Genomic DNA, 18,031 nt, shown 5'->3' with positions numbered 1-18,031 from the left:
TGGTGCGGTGCCCGCCCCCGTGATCCGCGCTGCCCACCTCGTCAAGGCCTACAAGGTGAAGGGCAAGGCAGACTTCCTCGCCGTCGACGGCCTCGACTTCGAGGTCGCGCCGGGCGAGTCGTTCGGCCTGCTCGGCCCGAACGGCGCCGGCAAGTCCACCACCATGAAGATGGTCGGCGCGGTGTCGACCCGCACCTCCGGCGAGCTGGAGATCCTGGGTCTGGATCCCGACCGGTACGGCCCCGAGATCCGCTCGCGGCTGGGCGTCGTCCCGCAGGAGGACAACCTCGACGGCGAGCTGAACGCCCGCGAGAATCTCTACGTCTACGGGCGGTATTTCGGCCTGCCCGGCAAGGTGTGCGCGCAGAAGGCCGACGAGCTGCTCGAGTTCGCCCAGCTGGCCGACAAGGCCAAGAGCAAGGTCGATCAGCTCTCCGGCGGCATGAAGCGGCGCCTCACCATCGCGCGCGGCCTGATCAACGACCCGCGCATCCTCCTGCTCGACGAGCCCACGACGGGCCTGGATCCGCAGGCGCGGCACATCCTGTGGGACCGCCTGTTCCGGCTGAAGGAGCGCGGCACCACGCTCGTGCTGACCACCCACTACATGGACGAGGCCGAGCAGCTGTGCGATCGGCTGATCGTGGTCGACCACGGGCGGATCATGGCCCAGGGCACGCCGTCGTCGCTGATCCGCGAGCACTCCAGCCGCGAGGTGCTCGAGCTTGCGCTTCGGCGCCAGCCGCAACAGCGAGGTCGCCGCGACGCTGGACGGCATCGGCGAACGCATCGAGGTGCTGCCGGACCGCATCCTCATCTACGCCCGCGACGGCGAGGCGGCGCTGGACCGCGTCACGGCGCTGGGCCTGCAGCCGCTGACGAGCCTGGTGCGCCGCTCGAGCCTGGAGGACGTGTTCCTCCGGCTGACCGGAAGGTCGCTGATCGAATGACCCTGCGGCCGGCTCAGGGGGGACCGGATGCTGTCGCCCGCGTGCATCCGTCGCTGGACGAGCTGCGGGCCGAGGCGCTGGAGCGCGGCCGCCTGCCGCGACGGTTCGGCTCCTGGTACGCCACCGAGCACATGCTCCGCGCCATGCGCGCGTACGGCTGGACGATCGTGGTCGGCGCGCTCGGCAGCCACTGGTCTACCTGTTCGGCCTCGCGATCGGACTGGCCGCGCTCATCCAGCAGGACATTCCGGTCGGCGACGGCCGGAGCGTGTCGTACCTGGTGTTCGTGGCGCCTGCGCTGCTGATGACGGCCACCATCTCGGTGGCGTCCGAAGAGTTCACCTACCCGGTGATGGCCGGGTTCAAGTGGCGGCGCTACTTCTATGGATTCAACGCCTCGCCGCTGTCGTCGCCGCAGATCGCGAACGGCGTCACCCTCGCGGCCTCGGCGCGGATGCTGTTCGCGGCGGCCGCCTACTACCTGTTCATCTGGGTGTTCGGAGCCGTCTTCCCCCTGATGACCGTGCCGGCCCCCGCGACGGGCTGGATCTCCATCCCGGTGGGCATGCTGGCCGGTCTGTCCTTCGGTATGCCGCTGATGGCATACGCGGCATCCCTCGAAGAGGACAAGGGCCAGTTCGCGCTCGTGCAGCGCTTCGTCTTCATGCCGATGTTCCTGTTCTCGGGCACGTTCTACCCGCTTCAGGTGCTGCCGGTCTGGCTGCAGTGGATCGGCTGGGTCTCACCGCTGTGGCACGCCACCGAGCTCGGGCGGATGGCCACGTTCGGCGGCCCGGTCGATGCGCTGATGCTCGTGGTGCACCTGGCCTACCTGCTCGTGCTCACCGTCGGCGGCTACCTGCTGGTGCGTCGTGCGTTCACTCGGAGGCTGGCGAAATGACGGATGTGGCGCAGGACCTGCGGCCCGAGGTGAGCTCGCGGCGCGGCGGCGTGCGCGCCCTGTGGGCGGGCAACCCCGGTGCCGTCGTGCAGCGCGGGCTGATCGCGGCGCGCTCCTCGAGCTGGGTGGTCATCCTGTCCGGCTTCTTCGAGCCGGTCTTCTACCTGGCATCCATGGGCCTCGGGCTGGGCACCTTCATCGGCGACGTGGACGTGCCCGGCGGCGGATCGGTGTCGTACGCCGCCTACATCGCGCCCGCGCTGCTGGCGGTCTCGGCGATGAACGGCGCGATCTACGACTCGACCTGGAACGTGTTCTTCAAGCTGAACTACGGCAAGCTCTACGAGGGGATGCTGGCGACCTCGCTGGGCCCGCTGGATGTCGCGTTCGGCGAGATCCTGTATGCGCTGCTGCGCGGACTGCTGTACGCGTGCGGATTCATGATCATCATGCAGGCGTTCGGGCTGAACCTGGCGGCGACGGCGATCCTCGCGATCCCGGCCGTGCTGCTGGTGGCGTTCGGGTTCGCGAGCCTGGGCATGGCCGTGACCAGCTACATGAAGACGTTCCAGCACATGGACTGGGTGAACATCGTGCTGCTGCCGATGTTCCTGTTCTCGGCGACCCTGTACCCGATCTCGATCTACCCGGACTGGATCCAGGGCGTGATCATGGCGTTCCCGCTGTGGCACGGCGTCGAGCTGATCCGGGCACTGACCACGGGCGCGTTCACGACCGCGATGATCTGGCACGTCCTCTACTACCTCGTGATGATCGCGGTTGGCCTGGTCTTCACCACCAAGCGCCTGCGCGCCCTCTTCCTGGACTGACGGGCCCCCGGCATCCCCACCCCCTGGACCCGTGGGCCCTCACCCCGCGCCCCCGCGGTGCCCTCACCCCCGCGCCCGGTGCCCTCACTCTCGCGCCCGGTGCCCTCACCCCCGCGCCCCCGGGTGCCCTCACCCCGGCATCCACGTCCGTGACTCGTCAGTTGTGGTCGGAATTCGTGCGGCGATACCGACCGCTTCTGACGAGTCACGAGAGGGGAGTCACGACCGGCGGGCCAGGGCGGTGCGCAGGTCGGCGAGGAAGTCCTCGGGATCGTCGAGGTCGGCCTGGGTGACGGCGAGATAGACCCATCCGAGCGCCTCCAGACGGCGGCGGCGCGCCAGGTCCTTCCGCCACTGGGTCCGGTCTTCGCGGTGCTGGTCGCCCTCGTACTCGATCGCGATCTTCAGGTCGGGATATGCGAGGTCGACGCGGGCGACGAACGCCGCATCGCCGTCGACCACGTCCCGGTTCACCGCGGGCGGAGCGAAACCGGCCTCGATGATCAATACGCGCAGCTCGGACTCCTTCGGCGATTCGGACTTCGGGTCGAGCAGGCTGCAGAGCCCGAAGGAGCCGTCGCCGGTACGTGCGGCGCGGATGGGACGCGACCGCCGCCGTCAGTCGTGTGCGCGCGGACGACCCGCCCCGGCGCACGATCACATCGCCGACGGCAACGAGCTGGGCGAGCGTGAGCATCGATGCGAGGTCGCAGAACGTGCGCTCCGGTGTGGTGGCGGGCACGCGCGTCCGCGTGTCGGCGTCCTTCTCGTCGAACGCGGACTCGTGGCCGCGCACCCGCTTGCCGCGCGGCGCCCGCCCGCGAGGCACCATCACGTCGAAGACATCCTCGCTCTCCAGCGCGAGCGGCAGCGGCAGATCGTGCAGCCGGGCGGCCGTCACGTGGCTGAACGCGGCCGATGCCGGCAGCCGCGTCTGCAGCGCCGCGCATTCGTGCCCGAAGGGCAGCGCCACGCCGGCGGGCGACCGGACGCCGCGGTGCGGGCGGGTGAGATCCTGCGCCCGCGTGCGGCCGCGCGGGATGCCGTGGGCACGTGCGGTCGCGACCGAGAACGACCGCCCGGGGAAGGGATCGGGAAGAGGAGCGGGACGCCGGGGCATCCCCCAGCATGTCGCGTCGCCCCTCACCCGCGTCGAAGTTATCCACAGCGCCGGCCACCGGCATCCGCCCCCGGATGTGACTCGTCAGAACCGGTCGGAATCCCGCGTGTGATTCCGACCACTTCTGACGGCTCACGGACGGGACGGGAATAGGGACGGGACGGGAATAGGGACGGGAGACGGGGACGGGAGACGGGAGGGGCGGCGGGCACCTTCAGTGTGACGTAAGCTTGGGGCATGGACACTGTCATGAGCATCCTGCACGTCGCCAGCGCCGTCTTCATCGTCGGTCCGATGGCGATCATCCCGATGACCGGGCTGCGCACGCTCCGCTCCGGGAACGCAGGCCAGGCGCGGTCGCTGGCCAAGTCGACCGTGCTCTTCTCCTGGCTGTCGCTGCTGACCTTCATCTTCGGCTTCGGCGCGATGGGGATGGCGCCCAAGGAGTACGACCTGAGCTTCACCACCCCGTGGATTCTGTGGTCGATCATCGCCTACGTGATCGCGTTCGTGCTCACCGTCTTCGTCGTGGTGCCCCAGATGAACAAGGCGGCGGACCAGGCCGAGGCCGCGGGCGCGGATGCTGCGGCCAAGCCGGCCGGCTACGGCGCGATCGCCGGCAGCAGCGGCATCGCCACGCTGCCTGCTCGTGGTGGTCGTGCTCATGATCTGGAAGCCCTGACGCGCGGCACCGGCGCCGCCGGACGCTGAGACCGGGGCATCCTCGTCAGACCGACGGGGATGCCCTTGGTCTGGCGGAGGATCCCCGGTTTCGGCGATTCTCGACCGGGCGCGGCCGGATGGCCTCGACCGGCGATGAGACCTCGACCGCACAGGATCAACCATGCAGGCTCGACCGCACAGGATCAACCATGCAGGCTCGACCGCACAGGATCAACCAGGCAGGCTCAGCCGCGCAGCGCGCGCAGCACCCCGACCATCCGCATCGCGGCCTCGGCGGCCTCGGCGCCCTTGTCCTCCTGTGATCCGGGGAGGCCGGCGCGGTCCAGCCCCTGCTGCTCGTCGTCGCACGTCAGCACCCCGAAGCCGACCGGACGGCCGGCATCCAGCGCGACGCGATTCAAGCCGTCCGTGGTCGCCGCCGAGACGTACTCGAAGTGCGGGGTGCCGCCGCGGATGATCACGCCCAGCGCGACCGCCGCATCCGCGCCGCCGGCGAACGCGGCCTGCGCCGCCACCGCGAGCTCGAACGACCCCGGCACGCGCACCAGCCGGTGCGCGGCGCCGGCCGCATCCAGCGTGCGCTGCGCCCCGGCGATGAGCCCGTCCATGATCGTCTCGTGCCAGGCCGCCGCGATCACCACGACGTCCAGCCCGGTCCCGTCCACCGGCCGCGCCGAGGGCGCTCCCGTTCCGCTCACGCGTTCGCTCCCTCGTGCTGCGGCGCATCGCCGTCCGACCCATGCATCCCGGCCAGCGCCTCGGCCAGGTCGTCCGCGTCGATGATGTGGCCCATCCGGTCGCGCTTGGTCTCCAAGTACTGGTGGTTGTTCGGCCCGACGCCGACCAGCAGCGGCACCTGCTCGACGATGTCCAGGCCCAGCGCGCGCAAGCGCGTCACCTTGTCGGTATTGTTGGTCAGCAGCCGCACCCGCTGCACGCCCAGGTCGGCGAGGATGCCCGCCGCGGCGGCATAGTCGCGGGCGTCGGCGGGCAGGCCCAGGGCCAGGTTCGCGTCGACCGTGTCCAGTCCGCCCTCCTGCAGGCTGTACGCGCGCAGCTTGTTGATCAGTCCGATGCCGCGTCCCTCGTGGCCGCGCATGTAGACGACCACTCCGCCCTCGGCGGCGACGGCATCCAGGGCCGCCTGCAGCTGCGGGCCGCACTCGCACTTCAGCGATCCGAACGCCTCGCCGGTCAGGCACTCCGAATGCACCCGCACCAGCGGCGCCTCGTCGGACAGGTCGCCCGAGACCAGAGCCAGGTGGTCGGTGCCGGTGATCCGGTCCTTGTACGCCAGGAACCGGAACCGTCCGTGCGCGGTGGGGACGGATGCCTCGGCCCGCAGGCTCACGCGGCGCTTGTGCGCCGGCGGCTCGGTGCGCGGCTCGTGCTCGTCCAGGTACGCGATCAGCTGCTCGATGGTGATCACCGGGATGTTCTCGCGCTCGCCCATCTCGATGAGTCCGGGCAGTCGCATCATGCCGCCGTCGTCGGCGACGACCTCGGCGATCGCGCCGACCGGGGTCAGCCCCGCCAGCCGCATCAGGTCGACGGCCGCCTCGGTGTGGCCGCTGCGCTCGCGCACGCCGCCGTCCACCGCGCGCAAGCGGCAGCACGTGCCCGGGGCGGATCACCGACGCGGGCGTGGCCTCCGCGTTGGCGAGCACGTTCAGCGTGTGCGCGCGGTCGGCGGCGCTGATCCCGGTCGAGATGCGGTCGGCGGCGTCCACGCTCACCGTGTAGGCGGTGCCGCGCGAGTCCTCGTTGTGCGCGACCATCGGCGGCAGATCGAGCCGGTCGGCCCACTCGGCGGGCATCGGTGCGCACAGGTAGCCGCTGGAGTAGCGGATCGTCCACGCGAGCCATTCGGGCGTCGCCAGCTGGGCCGACAGGATGACGTCGCCCTCGTTCTCGCGGTTCTCGTCGTCGGCGACGAGCACCGGGCGGCCCGCGCGCAGGCTCTCCAGCGCTTCGGGGATGGTGGACAGGCTCATCATGCGACCCCTTCGGTCGATGCGGATGCGGCGGCGAATGCGGCGGGGACGGCCGCGGTCGGGGAGAAGGCCAGCAGGCGTCGCACGTGCCGGGCCAGGATGTCGGTCTCGAGGTTCACGCGCTCGCCAGGTGCGCGCTCGCCGAGGGTGGTCGCCTCGAGGGTCTCGGGGATCAGTGACACCTCGAACCAGGGCTCGGCGGCCGTGGCGGGGCTCGCCGCGCTCACCGTGAGCGAGACGCCGTCCACCGAGATCGACCCCTTGTCGACGACGAGGTCGGCCAGGGCCGCCGGCATCCCGATCCGCAGCACCCGCCACCCCTCGCCCGGTCGCACGTCGAGGATCTCGCCGGTGCCGTCGATGTGGCCCTGCACGATGTGGCCGCCGAGGCGGTCGTCGGCGGTGAGGGCGCGCTCGATGTTCACCCGCCGGCCGGTGGCCGCCTCGTCCAGGGTCGACATGTCCAGCGTCTGGCGCATCACGTCGGCGGTGAACCAGTCCGTGCCGCGGTCGACGACCGTCAGACACACCCCCGACACCGCGATGGAGTCGCCGTGCCCCGCGTCGGTGACGGCGGTCGGGGCGTGCACCGTGAGACGGGTGCCGTCACCGGCCGGTTCGACGGCGGTGATCTGCCCGATCTCCTCGATGATTCCGGTGAACATCTACGATCTCCTTTCGGCCCGGGGCGCGTCCGGGCGGGGGTGCGCGACGATCAGCAGGTCGTCGCCGAGCTTCTCGATCGACGTCACGCGCAATCGGCGTGCCGCCGCGATGGTGTCCACGCCGACGTCGGTGATCGCCATCCGGTCGCCGCCGAGCAGGACCGGTGCGGTGTACGCGAGGACCTCGTCGGCCAGTCCGGCGCGCAGGAACGCGCTGGCGACCGTGGGGCCGCCCTCCACGAACAGCCGGTGCATGCCGCGCGCATGCAGGTCGTCGACGGCGGCGCGCAGATCGTCGTAGAACAGAGGGGGTGCGGATGCCGGTGCACGGCCGCGTCCGCCGGGATCGGGCGCGTGCCCAGCACGACCGGGACGGGCTGGTCGTCGGTCAGTCGGCCGTCGCGGGTGCGGGCGGTGAGGGCGGGGTCGTCGGCCAGCACGGTGCCGGTGCCGACGAGGATCGCGTCGGAGGCGCCGCGCCGCTCGTGCACGTCGGCGCGGGCGGCCGGTCCGGTGATCCACCGGCTCGTGCCATCGGATGCCGCGGCCCGGCCGTCCAGGCTCTGCGCCCACTTCACCGTGATGAACGGACGCCCCAGCCGGGTCGCGATCAGCCAGTCCTCGATCAGGGCGACGCCGTCGTCGACGAGCACGCCGCCGGAGACATCCACCCCCGCGGCGCGCAGCCGGGCGGCACCGCCGCCGGAGCGGAGGCCGGGATCCTCGGCGCTGAACACGACGCGGGCGACGCCGGCCTCGATCAGGGCGAGCGCACACGGGCCGGTGCGGCCGGTGTGGTTGCACGGCTCGAGGGTGACCACCGCGGTGGCCCCACGGGATTGTCCGGGCTGCAGGTGGGACAGCGCGTCGACCTCGGCGTGCGGGGTGCCGGCGCCGTGATGCCAGCCTTCGGCGAGGATCCGCCCGTCCGGGGAGAGGATGACCGCACCCACCTGCGGGTTCACGCCGCGGGGGCCGCGCCGGGCGAGTTCGAGCGCACGACGCATGGCGTCCTGCTCGATCCTGCTCGCCGGCATCCGCACTCCCGATTGGCCTGGTGGCTCCGGGGCGGGCGGCGGCAGCACATCGAATGATGCGCTGCGCGTCGCTGCCTCCCATCCGGACTCGCGATGGCGGACCATCGCATCACCGTCGGTCCCGGAATTGCACCGGGTCAACCGCGTCGGCATCTCGAGGATGCGCGTCCGCGGCTCGCGGACTGTCACCGCCGGTTCGGATTCTCACCGACCCCGGAGCACGTTAACGCTCCGAGTCTACCCAACGCGCGTGCACCTGGATCATTCCCGCCTCAGACCGACATAGCCTGGAGGCAGGGGGACGCATGGACGACGGCACGGGAACGCTGGATCGGGACGGGTTCGCGCGGTTGCGGGCGCGGCCGTACGCGGACGTGCTGGTGGTCGGCGGCGGCATCAACGGCATCGCGACCTTCCGCGACCTCGCCCTGCAGGGTGTGGATGTCGCGCTGGTCGAGCGCGGGGACTTCGCCGGGGGCGCCTCTGCGGCCTCCAGCCACATGATCCACGGCGGCATCCGCTACCTGGAGAACGGCGAGTTCCGGCTCGTGCACGAGGCGGTCACCGAGCGCAACATGCGCTGCGCACCGCGCCGCACTACGTGCGGCCGCTGCAGACCACGATCCCGATCTTCTCCACGTTCTCCGGCGTGCTCTCCGCGCCGCTGCGGTTCCTGCGCCATGGCGTGGGGGCGCCGCGCGAGCGCGGTGCCGCGCTGATCAAGATCGGCCTGGTGATCTACGACTCGTTCTCGCGCGGCGGCGGCCGGGTGCCGCGGCACGCGTTCCACGGGCGGAGGGGCTCGCTGCGGCGGATGCCGCACCTGAACCCCGAGGTGAAGTACACGGCGACGTACTGGGATGCGTCGCTGCGCGACCCCGAGCGGCTCGCGCTGGACGTGCTGCGCGACGGCGTGGCCTCGGCCCGCGCGGCGGAGGGCGGGGCGGACCGCGCCCGCGCGGCCAACTACACCGCGGCGGTCGGCCTCGACGACGGCCGCGTCGTGCTGCGCGATGCCGACACCGGCGACGAGGTGCGGTTCACGGCATCCGTCGTCGTCAATGCGACCGGCCCGTGGGTCGACCTGACCAACGCCGAGCTGCGTGAGCCCACCCGCTACATGGGCGGCACGAAGGGATCGCACATCGTCCTGGACCACCCCGATCTGCTCGCGGCCACCGGCGGCCGGGAGCTGTTCTTCGAGCACCGCGACGGACGGATCGTGCTCATCTACCCGCTGAAGGGGCGGGTGCTGGTGGGCACCACCGACCTCGAGCACGACATGGCCGACCCGATCGTGTGCACCGACGCCGAAGTCGACTACTTCCTCGGGCTGATCGCGCACGTGCTGCCCGGAATCCCGGTCGCCCGCGACCAGATCGTCTACCGCTATGCCGGGGTGCGCCCGCTGCCCGGCCACGGCGACCTGGCCCCCGGGTTCGTCTCGCGCGACTACCGGATCGAGCAGGAGCGGCTGCCGGGCCGGGCGGATGCTGCGATCCTGAGTCTGGTCGGCGGAAAGTGGACCACCTTCCGGGCGTCCGCGGAGCACCTGACCGATCGCACGCTGCAGGCGCTCGGGTGGCCGCGCCGACGGTCGACCCGGGGGCTGCCGATCGGCGGCGGCCTCGGGTTCCCGGTGACCGAGCGCGCCCGGCAGCAGTGGATCGCCGACCACGGGACGGCGGTGGGCCCGGTGCGGGCCGGGGTGCTGCTGTCGCGTTACGGGACGATCGCGGCCGACGTGATCGCCGCGATCGGCGACGACCCCGACGACGCCGCGCTGCGCACCGTCGCCGAGTACAGCACCGGCGAGCTGCGCCACCTGGCCCGCACCGAGGCCGTGCACCACCTCGAGGACCTGCTGATGCGCCGCACGAGCATCGCGTTCACCGGGCAGGCGAGCGAGGACGCCGCGCGCGAGGTGGCCGACGCCGTCGCGCCGGTGCTGGGGTGGGATGCCGCGGCCTGCGATGCCGAGGTGGCCCGGGCCGTCGCGGCCGTGCACGCGGCCACGCCGTCGCCCGCCACCGGCGCCGGGGCGGAGGGCGAGCCCGCGATAGCCTGACCTGACGGATCGGCGAAGGAGGCAGCGTGGCCGGACATGTCCTGGCGATCGACCAGGGGACGACCTCGACCCGGGCGATCGTGTTCGACGCGCAGGGGCAGATCGTCGCGGTCGCCCAGCGCGAGCACGAGCAGATCTTCCCGCACGCGGGATGGGTGGAGCACGACCCGGTCGAGATCTGGACGAACACCGAGTGGGTCGTCTCGCACGCGCTCAGCCGCGCCCGGCTGACCGCCCGCGAGGTCGCCGGCATCGGTGTCACCAATCAGCGCGAGACCGCGATCGTCTGGGACCGTCGCACCGGCCGCCCGATCTGCAACGCGATCGTCTGGCAGGACACCCGCACGCAGGAGCGCATCGACGCGCTCGCCGCCGACGACCCGGCCGGCACCCAGCGGTTCGCCGACGTGACCGGGCTGCCGCTGGCGACCTACTTCTCGGCCTCCAAGATCGCCTGGATCCTGCGCACCGTGCCCGGCGCGCGCGAGGCGGCCGAGGCCGGCGACCTGCTGTTCGGCACCCCGGACACGTGGGTGATCTGGAACCTCACCGGCGGCGCGCGCGGCGGCGTGCACGTCACCGATGTCACGAACGCCTCACGCACCCTGCTGATGGACCTCGAGCGCCTCGACTGGTCCGAGCGGATGCTGCAGGTCTGGGACATCCCGCGCGCCATGCTCCCCGACATCCGCTCGTCGTCCCAGGTCGTCGGCGAGGCGCAGCTGCCCAGCGTGGCCCGCGGCATCCCGATCGCCGGGATCCTCGGGGATCAGCAGGCGGCCACGTTCGGGCAGGCCGCGTTCGAGGTGGGCGAGTCGAAGAACACGTACGGCACCGGCAACTTCCTGATCGTGAACACCGGTGAGGAGATGGTGCGCAGCGAGCACGGCCTGATCACCACGGTCGCCTACCGGTGCGGCGACGAGCTGGCCCGGTACGCGGTGGAGGGGTCGATCGCCGTGACCGGGTCGCTGGTGCAGTGGCTGCGCGACAACCTCGGCATCATCTCGCGCTCCGAGGATGTGGAGACTCTCGCCGCCACCGTCGACGACAACGGCGGCGCCTACTTCGTGCCCGCGTTCTCGGGGCTGTTCGCGCCCTACTGGCGGCCGGATGCGCGGGGAGCCCTGGTGGGGCTCACCCGGTACGTGAACAAGGCGCACATCGCCCGGGCCGCGCTGGAATCCACCGCGTTCCAGACGCGGGACGTGATCGAGGCGGTGGTCGGCGACACCGGGCAGACGCTGCCGGATCTGCGGGTGGACGGCGGCATGACCCGCAACGACACGCTGATGCAGTTCCAGGCCGACATCCTCGGGCTGCCGGTCGTGCGCCCCGGGTGGTCGAGACCACGGCGCTCGGCGCCGCGTACGCGGCGGGCCTGGCCACCGGAGTGTGGTCGGGCTTCGACGAGCTGCGCGCGCTCTGGCAGGAGGACCGCCGGTTCGAGCCGATGATGGACGCCGACGAGCGCGAGCGGCGCTACCGGATGTGGCAGAAGGCGGTGTCGAAGTCGCTGGACTGGGTGGATGACGATGCCCGCACGCTGATGGGCACGCACGACACGTGATCGCCCGGTCGCGGCTATTTCAGCAGCCGCGACAGCCGTCGGTCGGCGAGCGGCTTGCCGCCGGTCTGGCAGGTCGGGCAGTACTCCAGGCTGCGGTCGGCGAAGAACACGCTGCGCACCGTGTCGCCGCAGACCGGGCACGCCTCGCCGCGCCGCGCGTGCACGCGCATGCCGCGGCGCTTCGCGTCCTTCAGATCGGCGGGTGGCTTGCCGGATGCGGTGGCCACGGCATCCGTCAGGGTCTCGATCATCGCCGCGTACAGGCGATCGACGTCGTCCGGGCCGAGGCCCGCCGCCAGGGCGTACGGCGACATGCGCGCGGCATGCAGGATCTCGTCCGAGTAGGCGTTGCCGATCCCGGCGATCACGGCCTGGTCGCGCAGGCAGCCCTTGATCTGGGTGCGCTTGCCGGCCAGCAGGCCGGTGAACACGTCGCGGGTGAACGCCGGATCGAGCGGATCCGGACCCAGCCGGGCGATCCCGGGCACGTCCTCCGGCGCCCGGACGACGTAGACGGCGAGCGACTTCTTCGTGCCGGCCTCGGTCAGGTCGAACCCCGAGCCGTCCGACAGCGCGACCCGCAGCGCGATCGGCGTCCGTCCCGGCCGGATGATCGTCGACGGCAGGGTGTCGTACCAGCGCAGCCAGCCCGCCTTGGCGAGATGGAAGACGAGATGGCCGGCGTCCGTGGCGATGTCGATGAACTTGCCATGTCGGCTGACGCCGGTCACGGATGCCTCGCGCAGCGCCTCGATCGGCGGGTCGTAGGTCTTCAGCGCCGCGATGTTGGCGACCGTGGCGCGGACGATGCGCACGCCGGTGATGCGGCCGTCGAGGAAATCGGCCAGACCCTGCACCTCGGGCATCTCCGGCATGGAGCCATCCTGCCACCTGCGCCCGACGTCCGGTGGGGCGGCTCGGCGGACGTCAGCGCTTGCGCCAGGGTGAACGGCAGTACGCCGGCCGCCCCGGCATCGTGCAGCGCCCCGGCCGCGACCGTGAGCGACCAGCGGCTGTCGGCCACGTCGTCCACCAGCAGCACGGGTCCGCCGAGCGAGGCGAGCGCGGTGGCCGCGGCATCCGGCACCGCGAAGCGGCCCCACACGGCGGCGAGCCGATAGGCGCTGTTGCCGCCGGGTTCGCCGCGGGGCCCGTCGTCGACCGCGTCCAGCGCACCCAGGTACGGCAGGCGGCCGATGCCGGCGAGTGCTTGTGCGAGCGAGGCGATGAGCGCGGGCCGGCTGCGGGAGGGCATCGACACGACCGCGGCGGGCCGCAGCTTCCACTCCCATTCGGCGAGCACCCGCGTGCACGCCTGCACGAGCGCCGTGTCGACCGGCGCGTCCGGTGCCCCGGTCGCGAACAGCTCGCGCATGCGGTTGCCCCAGCCGAGGTCGGTGAGGCGGGCGAGCGAACGCCCAGGCGAGAGGTTGCGTCCGGCCGCGATCCGGCCGGACACCGGGATGCCGAGAGCCGCCATCCCGGTCGGCCACAGTGACCGCGGTGCGAGCTCGACCCCGACGCGGTCGAGGGTGGCGGATGCCGCGGTCGCCGCATCCACCGGGACCTCGACCGGGTACCAGCCGCCGGCGCAACGGTCGCAGCGGCCGCAGGGCTGGGCGTCGGGGTCGTCGAGGGCGGACTGCAGGAACTGCATCCGGCATCCGTCGGTGGTCTCGTACGCGAGCATCGCGGCGGCCTCGTCCTGCCGCGCCTGGCCGATGCGGTCGTAGCGCGCGTGGTCGTACGCCCAGTCGGCGCCGGTGGCGACCCATCCGCCCTGCACGCGGCGCACCGCGCCGTCGACGTCGAGCACCTTCAGGAGCACCTCGAGCGTGGACCGCTTCAGGTCGGCGCGGGTCTCCAGCGCCGCGGTGGACAGGGGCCTCTCCGCGCCGGCCAGGGCCTCGAGCACCTGCGTGACCCGTTGCGGGGTCGGCATCGAGGCGTGCGCGAAATAGCTCCAGATCGCCGGATCCTCGCGGCCGGGCAAGAGCAGCACGTCGGCGTTCTCGGTGGCGCGCCCCGCGCGGCCGACCTGCTGGTAGTAGGCGACGGGGGAGGAGGGCGCCCCCAGATGCACGACGAACCCGAGATCGGGCTTATCGAACCCCATGCCCAAGGCGCTCGTGGCCACGAGCGCCTTGACCGTGTTCGCCTTCAGGGCGTTCTCGGCGTCCTCGCGCTCGGCCGTCTCGGTCCGGCCGGTGTACGCGCGGACGTCGTACCCCGCCTCGCGCAAGCGCAGCGGCGGTGTCGTCGGCGGCCGCCACCGTCAGGGTGTAGATGATGCCGCTGCCGGGCAGGTCGCGCAGGTGCGCGATCAGCCAGCCCAGCCGAGCGGCATCGGCGGGCAGTCGCAGCACGCCCAGCCGCAGCGACGACCGGGCCAGCGTGCCGCGGATGGTGAGCACCTCGTGCCCCGCACCGCCCAGCTGCTCGGCGACGTCGGTGACGACCCGGGCGTTGGCCGTGGCGGTGGTCGCCAGCACCGGGACGCCGGACGGAAGCGTCGCCGCCAGCTCGCGCAGGCGCCGGTAGTCGGGGCGGAAGTCGTGACCCCAGTCCGAGATGCAATGCGCCTCGTCGATCACCAGCATCCCCATCCGGCGCACGAGTGCCGGCAGCTGCTCGTCGCGGAAGCCGGGGTTGTTCAGCCGCTCCGGCGAGACCAGCAGGACGTCGACCTCGTCCGCCTCGAGCGCGGCCCTCACCTGCGCCCACTCGGTCGGATTCGCCGAGTTGATCGACACCGCGCGCACTCCGGCGCGGGCGGCGGCCTGCACCTGGTCGCGCATCAGCGCGAGCAGCGGCGAGACGATGATCATCGGTCCGGCGCCGCGTCGGCGCATCAGCAGGGTGGCGACGAAGTAGACGGCGGACTTGCCCCACCCGGTGCGCTGCACCACCAGCGTCCGGCGCCGGTCGCGCACCAGCGCGGCGATCGCCTCGAACTGCCCGTCGTGGAAGTCGACGGCCGGCGCGCCGACGAGGGTGCGCAAGCACCTCCAGCGCCTCGGCCCGCAGTGCGGTGTCGTCGGGTGCGTCGGCCATCCCTCCAGCGTGCCATGCGCGGCCGACATCCCCTCGCCGTCGAAGCCCGTCGAAGCATGACTCGGCAGAAACGGTTGGAATCTTCGCGGCGATTCCGACCACTTCTGACGGCTCACCGGATGGTGACGGGTGCCACCGCGCCAGACCTCCAGGGCGAGACGTCCCGGGCGAGAGGCCAGGGCAGAGACGTCAGGGCAGGACGGGCCAGTCGACCGGGGTCCGGTCGTCGCCGGACAGCAGCGCGGCGATCCAGCCGTCGTGCCGACCGCGCACATCGGACAGGCCCTGCCGCAGCATCCCCTCGTACCGGAAGCCGAGGCCGCGCGCCGTGCGCGCCGACGGGACGTTTCCCACGACCGCGCGCCATTCGATCCGTGCCAGCTCCAGCTGAGCGAAGCCGACGTCGATGACCGCGCGCGCGGCCTCGGTCAGCAGCCCTGGCCGCGGGCGGATGCTGCCATCCAGTATCCGATCTCGGCGGCCTGACCGCGCTCGAGGTGCGCGAGCCCCAGCATCCCGATCCAGGCGCCGTCGCGCCGGATCGCCCAGTTCAGCTCGGTTCCGGCATCCCACCCGTGCGCGGCATGCTCGATGAACTCCTCCGCGTGCTCGCGCGTGTACGGAGACGGCAGCGTGGTCCAGCGCGGCACCTCGGGATCCTGCGCCGCCGCCGTGATCGCCGCGGCGTCGGCGAGGGAGGGCGGGGCGAGTTCGAGGCGCGCGGTGCGCAGGACGATCGGTTCCATCCGTTCAGGCTAACGGTCCGACGCCACGCCGACGCCACGCCGACGCCACGCCGAGGCGCGGCAGGATGCCGGGGTCAGAGCACGACGCGACGAAGCAGGCCGACCTTCTCGTACACGTCGGCCAGGGTGCGCTCGGCGATCTCGGACGCCCGCGCGGCGTTGGCGGCCAGTGCGCGGTCCAGCTCGGCCGGGTCGTCCAGCAGTGCCAGCGCGCGCTCGCGCACCGGCCCGAACTCGTCCACCACGACCTCGGCCAGGCCCTTCTTGAAGTCGCCGTAGCCGCGGCCGGCGTATTCGTCCTCGATCGCGGGGATCTGCCGGCCGGTCAGGGCGGCATAGATCACCAGCAGGTTCGAGACGCCCGGCTTGTTCTCGCGGTCGTAGCGGACCGAGCCCTCCGAGTCGGTCACTGCGCGCATGACCTTCTTGGCCGAGGCGCTCGGGTCATCCAGCAGCCACAGCACCCCGGCATCCGACTCGGCGGACTTCGACATCTTCGCGGTCGGGTTCTGCAGGTCGTAGATGCGGGCGGTGTCCTTCTGGATCACCGGCGTCGGCACCTCGAACGCCCGGCCGTAGCGCGTGTTGAAGCGCTCCGCGAGGTCGCGGGTGAGCTCGACGTGCTGCTTCTGGTCCTCGCCGACCGGCACGATGTCGGTCTGGTACAGCAGGATGTCGGCGGCCATCAGGACCGGGTAGGTGAAGAGTCCGACCGTGGTCTGGTCGGCACCGTACCGCTGCGACTTGTCCTTGAACTGGGTCATCCGGCCGGCCTCGCCGAACCCGGTGATCGTGGACAGGATCCAGGTCAGTTCGGCGTGCGCGGGCACGTGCGACTGCACATACAGCGTCGACCGCGACGGCTCGATGCCGGCGGCGATGTACTGCGCGGCGGTGCGCCGCGTCTTGACCCGCAGCTCGGCCGGGTCGTTCGGCTGGGTGAGGGCGTGCAGGTCGACGACCGAGAAGAACGCGTCGTAGGTGTCCTGCAGGGTGCGCCACTGCAGCAGGGCCCCGATGTAGTTTCCGGCCTGGAGGGAGTCGGCCGACGGCTGCATTCCTGAGTAGAGACGGGGCTTGTTCACCACACAAGTCTATTGAGCGGATGCTGCGCCCTCTGCCACGCGGTCCGGAGGCGTCCGGAGCCCGGCCCTCGGTGGCGCTCGCCGCCGGGCGGAGCTACTCTTAGACCATCGGTCGAACCGTTGGTCTAAGAGGTGATCCGAGTGAAGGTGCTGATCGTCGGAGCGGGTATCGCCGGCCCCACCCTGGCCTACTGGCTCGCGCAGGTCCGGACACGAGCCGACACTGCTCGAGCGCGCGCCGCGACCGCGGGAAGGCGGCTATCTGCTCGATTTCTGGGGATCCGGCTTCGACGTCGCCGAGCGGATGGGCATCGTCCCCCGGCTGATGGAGCTGGGCTACCGGATGGAGGAGATGCGCGAAGTCTCCGCCGACGGCAGACGGCGCGCCCACTTCGATCCGCTCCGCCTCGTGGACATGGCCGGAGGACGCTACGTCAGCATCGCGCGCTCGGACCTCGCGTCAGCCATCCACGAAGCGCTGGACGGACAGGTGGAGACCATCTTCGACGACACCGTGCAGGCCCTCGACGACGACGGCGACCGGGTCCACGTCCGATTCGAGCGCGGCGGGACCCGCGATTTCGACCTCGTGGTGGGGGCGGACGGACTGCATTCCCGGGTGCGCACGCTGGCGTTCGGACCGGAGCAGGACTACGAGCGCGACCTCGGCATCGCCGTTGCCGTGTTCGACGTCCACGGCTATCGGCCGCGGGACGAGCTGGCCGCCGTCACGCACACCGAAGTCGGCGTGCAATCGCTGCGGGTGGCGCTGCGCGACGACACCACGATGTTCTGCTTCATGTTCCGCCACGACGGCGCCGTGCCGGTCGATGACCTGCCCGCGCAGCACGAACTGCTGCGGATGCGGCTGCGCGACGTGGGCTGGGAGGTGCCGGCGATCCTTGCCCAGCTGCCGAACGCCCGCACGTTCTACCTGGATCGGGCCAGCCAGATTCTGATGCCGTCGTGGAGCCGCGGCCGGGTGGCGCTGATCGGCGACGCGGCGGCCTGCCCGTCGCTGCTGGCCGGGCAGGGATCGGCGCTGGCGATGATCGAGGCGTACGTGCTGGCCGCCGAGCTCGCCCGCTCGGACGGCGACCACGCCGCGGCCTTCGCAGCCACCGAGCGGCGACTGGCCCCGGTCGTCCGCGGCAAGCAGGATGCGGCCATCGGGCTGGGATCGGCCTTCGCCCCGCGCAGCCGGCTCCAGCTGATGCTGCGCAACGCCGTGCTCGGCTTCATGGGGATCCCGTTGGTCGCGGGACTCGTGATGGGCCGGAGCCTGCGCGATCCGATCGAGCTTCCGCCGCCGCCCGCGTGAGCCGGG

General features: G+C 71.8%; 9 protein-coding genes, 8 pseudogenes and 1 riboswitch. Of the genes and pseudogenes, 7 read left to right on the top strand and 10 right to left on the bottom strand.

From position 1 onward, the window contains the following. Positions 1 to 7 precede the first annotated feature (7 nt). The 3 genes and pseudogenes from L2X98_RS04120 to L2X98_RS04110 all read left to right on the top strand — a co-directional run bounded on the left by L2X98_RS04120 (position 8) and on the right by L2X98_RS04110 (position 2,681). Positions 8 to 950 (top strand): annotated as a pseudogene (locus L2X98_RS04120) (ABC transporter ATP-binding protein). Then, a pseudogene (locus L2X98_RS04115) lies at positions 947 to 1,851 on the top strand (ABC transporter permease). Before L2X98_RS04120 ends, L2X98_RS04115 begins: the two co-directional pseudogenes overlap by 4 nt. Further along, complete coding sequence (locus L2X98_RS04110; RefSeq protein WP_259612409.1) at positions 1,848 to 2,681, top strand: ABC transporter permease; 834 nt, start codon at positions 1,848 to 1,850, stop codon at positions 2,679 to 2,681. Before L2X98_RS04115 ends, L2X98_RS04110 begins: the two are co-directional and overlap by 4 nt. A 219-nt stretch (positions 2,682 to 2,900) precedes the next feature. Here L2X98_RS04110 and L2X98_RS04105 read toward each other — a convergent pair whose 3' ends face one another. Beyond that, on the bottom strand, positions 2,901 to 3,188 hold the full coding sequence (locus L2X98_RS04105) for a putative endonuclease domain-containing protein (protein WP_259612408.1): 288 nt from the start codon (positions 3,186 to 3,188) through the stop codon (positions 2,901 to 2,903). 850 nt (positions 3,189 to 4,038) lie between these two features. Here L2X98_RS04105 and L2X98_RS04100 point away from each other — a divergent pair. Next, complete coding sequence (locus L2X98_RS04100) at positions 4,039 to 4,512, top strand: DUF2269 domain-containing protein (RefSeq protein WP_259612407.1); 474 nt, start codon at positions 4,039 to 4,041, stop codon at positions 4,510 to 4,512. 197 nt (positions 4,513 to 4,709) lie between these two features. Here the strand turns inward: L2X98_RS04100 and ribH are convergent, their stop codons facing one another. The 4 genes and pseudogenes from ribH to ribD all read right to left on the bottom strand — a co-directional run bounded on the left by ribH (position 4,710) and on the right by ribD (position 8,181). After that, positions 4,710 to 5,183, bottom strand: coding sequence for a 6,7-dimethyl-8-ribityllumazine synthase (ribH, locus tag L2X98_RS04095; RefSeq protein ID WP_259612406.1), 474 nt, complete (start codon positions 5,181 to 5,183; stop codon positions 4,710 to 4,712). After that, positions 5,180 to 6,479, bottom strand: a pseudogene (ribA, locus tag L2X98_RS04090) (GTP cyclohydrolase II). The gene ribH and the pseudogene ribA overlap by 4 nt, the downstream one beginning before the upstream one ends. Beyond that, positions 6,479 to 7,144 (bottom strand): riboflavin synthase, encoded by a 666-nt coding sequence (locus L2X98_RS04085; protein ID WP_259612405.1) that lies wholly within the window; start codon positions 7,142 to 7,144, stop codon positions 6,479 to 6,481. The pseudogene ribA and the gene L2X98_RS04085 overlap by 1 nt, the downstream one beginning before the upstream one ends. After that, positions 7,145 to 8,181, bottom strand: a pseudogene (ribD, locus tag L2X98_RS04080) (bifunctional diaminohydroxyphosphoribosylaminopyrimidine deaminase/5-amino-6-(5-phosphoribosylamino)uracil reductase RibD). A gap of 66 nt (positions 8,182 to 8,247) precedes the next feature. Next, positions 8,248 to 8,407, bottom strand: a riboswitch (FMN riboswitch). A 79-nt stretch (positions 8,408 to 8,486) separates the two neighbouring features. On the opposite strand from ribD, the pseudogene L2X98_RS04075 reads away from it, so the two are divergent. Both L2X98_RS04075 and glpK read left to right on the top strand, forming a co-directional pair. Then, positions 8,487 to 10,249 (top strand): annotated as a pseudogene (locus L2X98_RS04075) (glycerol-3-phosphate dehydrogenase/oxidase). A 26-nt stretch (positions 10,250 to 10,275) separates the two neighbouring features. Next, positions 10,276 to 11,819: pseudogene (gene glpK, locus L2X98_RS04070) on the top strand (glycerol kinase GlpK). A gap of 14 nt (positions 11,820 to 11,833) precedes the next feature. Here glpK and L2X98_RS04065 read toward each other — a convergent pair. The 5 genes and pseudogenes from L2X98_RS04065 to trpS form a co-directional block, all read right to left on the bottom strand. Next, positions 11,834 to 12,694: an Fpg/Nei family DNA glycosylase gene (locus L2X98_RS04065; RefSeq protein WP_259612404.1), complete on the bottom strand. Its 861-nt coding sequence runs from the start codon at positions 12,692 to 12,694 to the stop codon at positions 11,834 to 11,836. Positions 12,695 to 12,756: 62 nt separating this feature from the next. Then, positions 12,757 to 14,873, bottom strand: a pseudogene (locus L2X98_RS04060) (RecQ family ATP-dependent DNA helicase); the annotation flags it as partial. A gap of 189 nt (positions 14,874 to 15,062) precedes the next feature. Beyond that, positions 15,063 to 15,227, bottom strand: a complete 165-nt coding sequence (locus tag L2X98_RS20020; protein ID WP_354003095.1) for a GNAT family N-acetyltransferase — start codon at positions 15,225 to 15,227, stop codon at positions 15,063 to 15,065. Positions 15,228 to 15,239: 12 nt separating this feature from the next. Beyond that, positions 15,240 to 15,619 (bottom strand): annotated as a pseudogene (locus L2X98_RS04055) (GNAT family N-acetyltransferase); the annotation flags it as partial. Positions 15,620 to 15,693: 74 nt separating this feature from the next. Continuing rightward, a complete protein-coding gene (gene trpS / locus L2X98_RS04050; protein ID WP_435526247.1) occupies positions 15,694 to 16,704 on the bottom strand; it encodes a tryptophan--tRNA ligase in 1,011 nt (336 codons plus the stop codon). Between the two features lie 223 nt (positions 16,705 to 16,927). Between trpS and L2X98_RS04045 the strand changes: the two genes are divergently transcribed. After that, complete coding sequence (locus L2X98_RS04045; protein WP_259613184.1) at positions 16,928 to 18,025, top strand: FAD-binding domain; 1,098 nt, start codon at positions 16,928 to 16,930, stop codon at positions 18,023 to 18,025. The last annotated feature ends 6 nt before the right edge of the window (positions 18,026 to 18,031 follow it).

It is taken from the genome of Microbacterium elymi, assembly GCF_021582895.2.
Classification (GTDB): Bacteria; Actinomycetota; Actinomycetes; order Actinomycetales; family Microbacteriaceae; genus Microbacterium; species Microbacterium humicola.
Note: the sequence above shows the minus strand (reverse complement) of the source record. Positions and strands in the feature narration are given on the sequence as shown.

Excerpts from the sequence above, each read along its gene's own strand:
- L2X98_RS04085 (WP_259612405.1), bottom strand. The coding sequence starts at position 7,144 with ATGTTCACCGGAATCATCGAGGAGATCGGGCAGATCACCGCCGTCGAA.
- L2X98_RS04100 (WP_259612407.1), top strand. The coding sequence starts at position 4,039 with ATGGACACTGTCATGAGCATCCTGCACGTCGCCAGCGCCGTCTTCATC.
- L2X98_RS04065 (WP_259612404.1), bottom strand. The coding sequence starts at position 12,694 with ATGCCGGAGATGCCCGAGGTGCAGGGTCTGGCCGATTTCCTCGACGGC.
- L2X98_RS04110 (WP_259612409.1), top strand. The coding sequence starts at position 1,848 with ATGACGGATGTGGCGCAGGACCTGCGGCCCGAGGTGAGCTCGCGGCGC.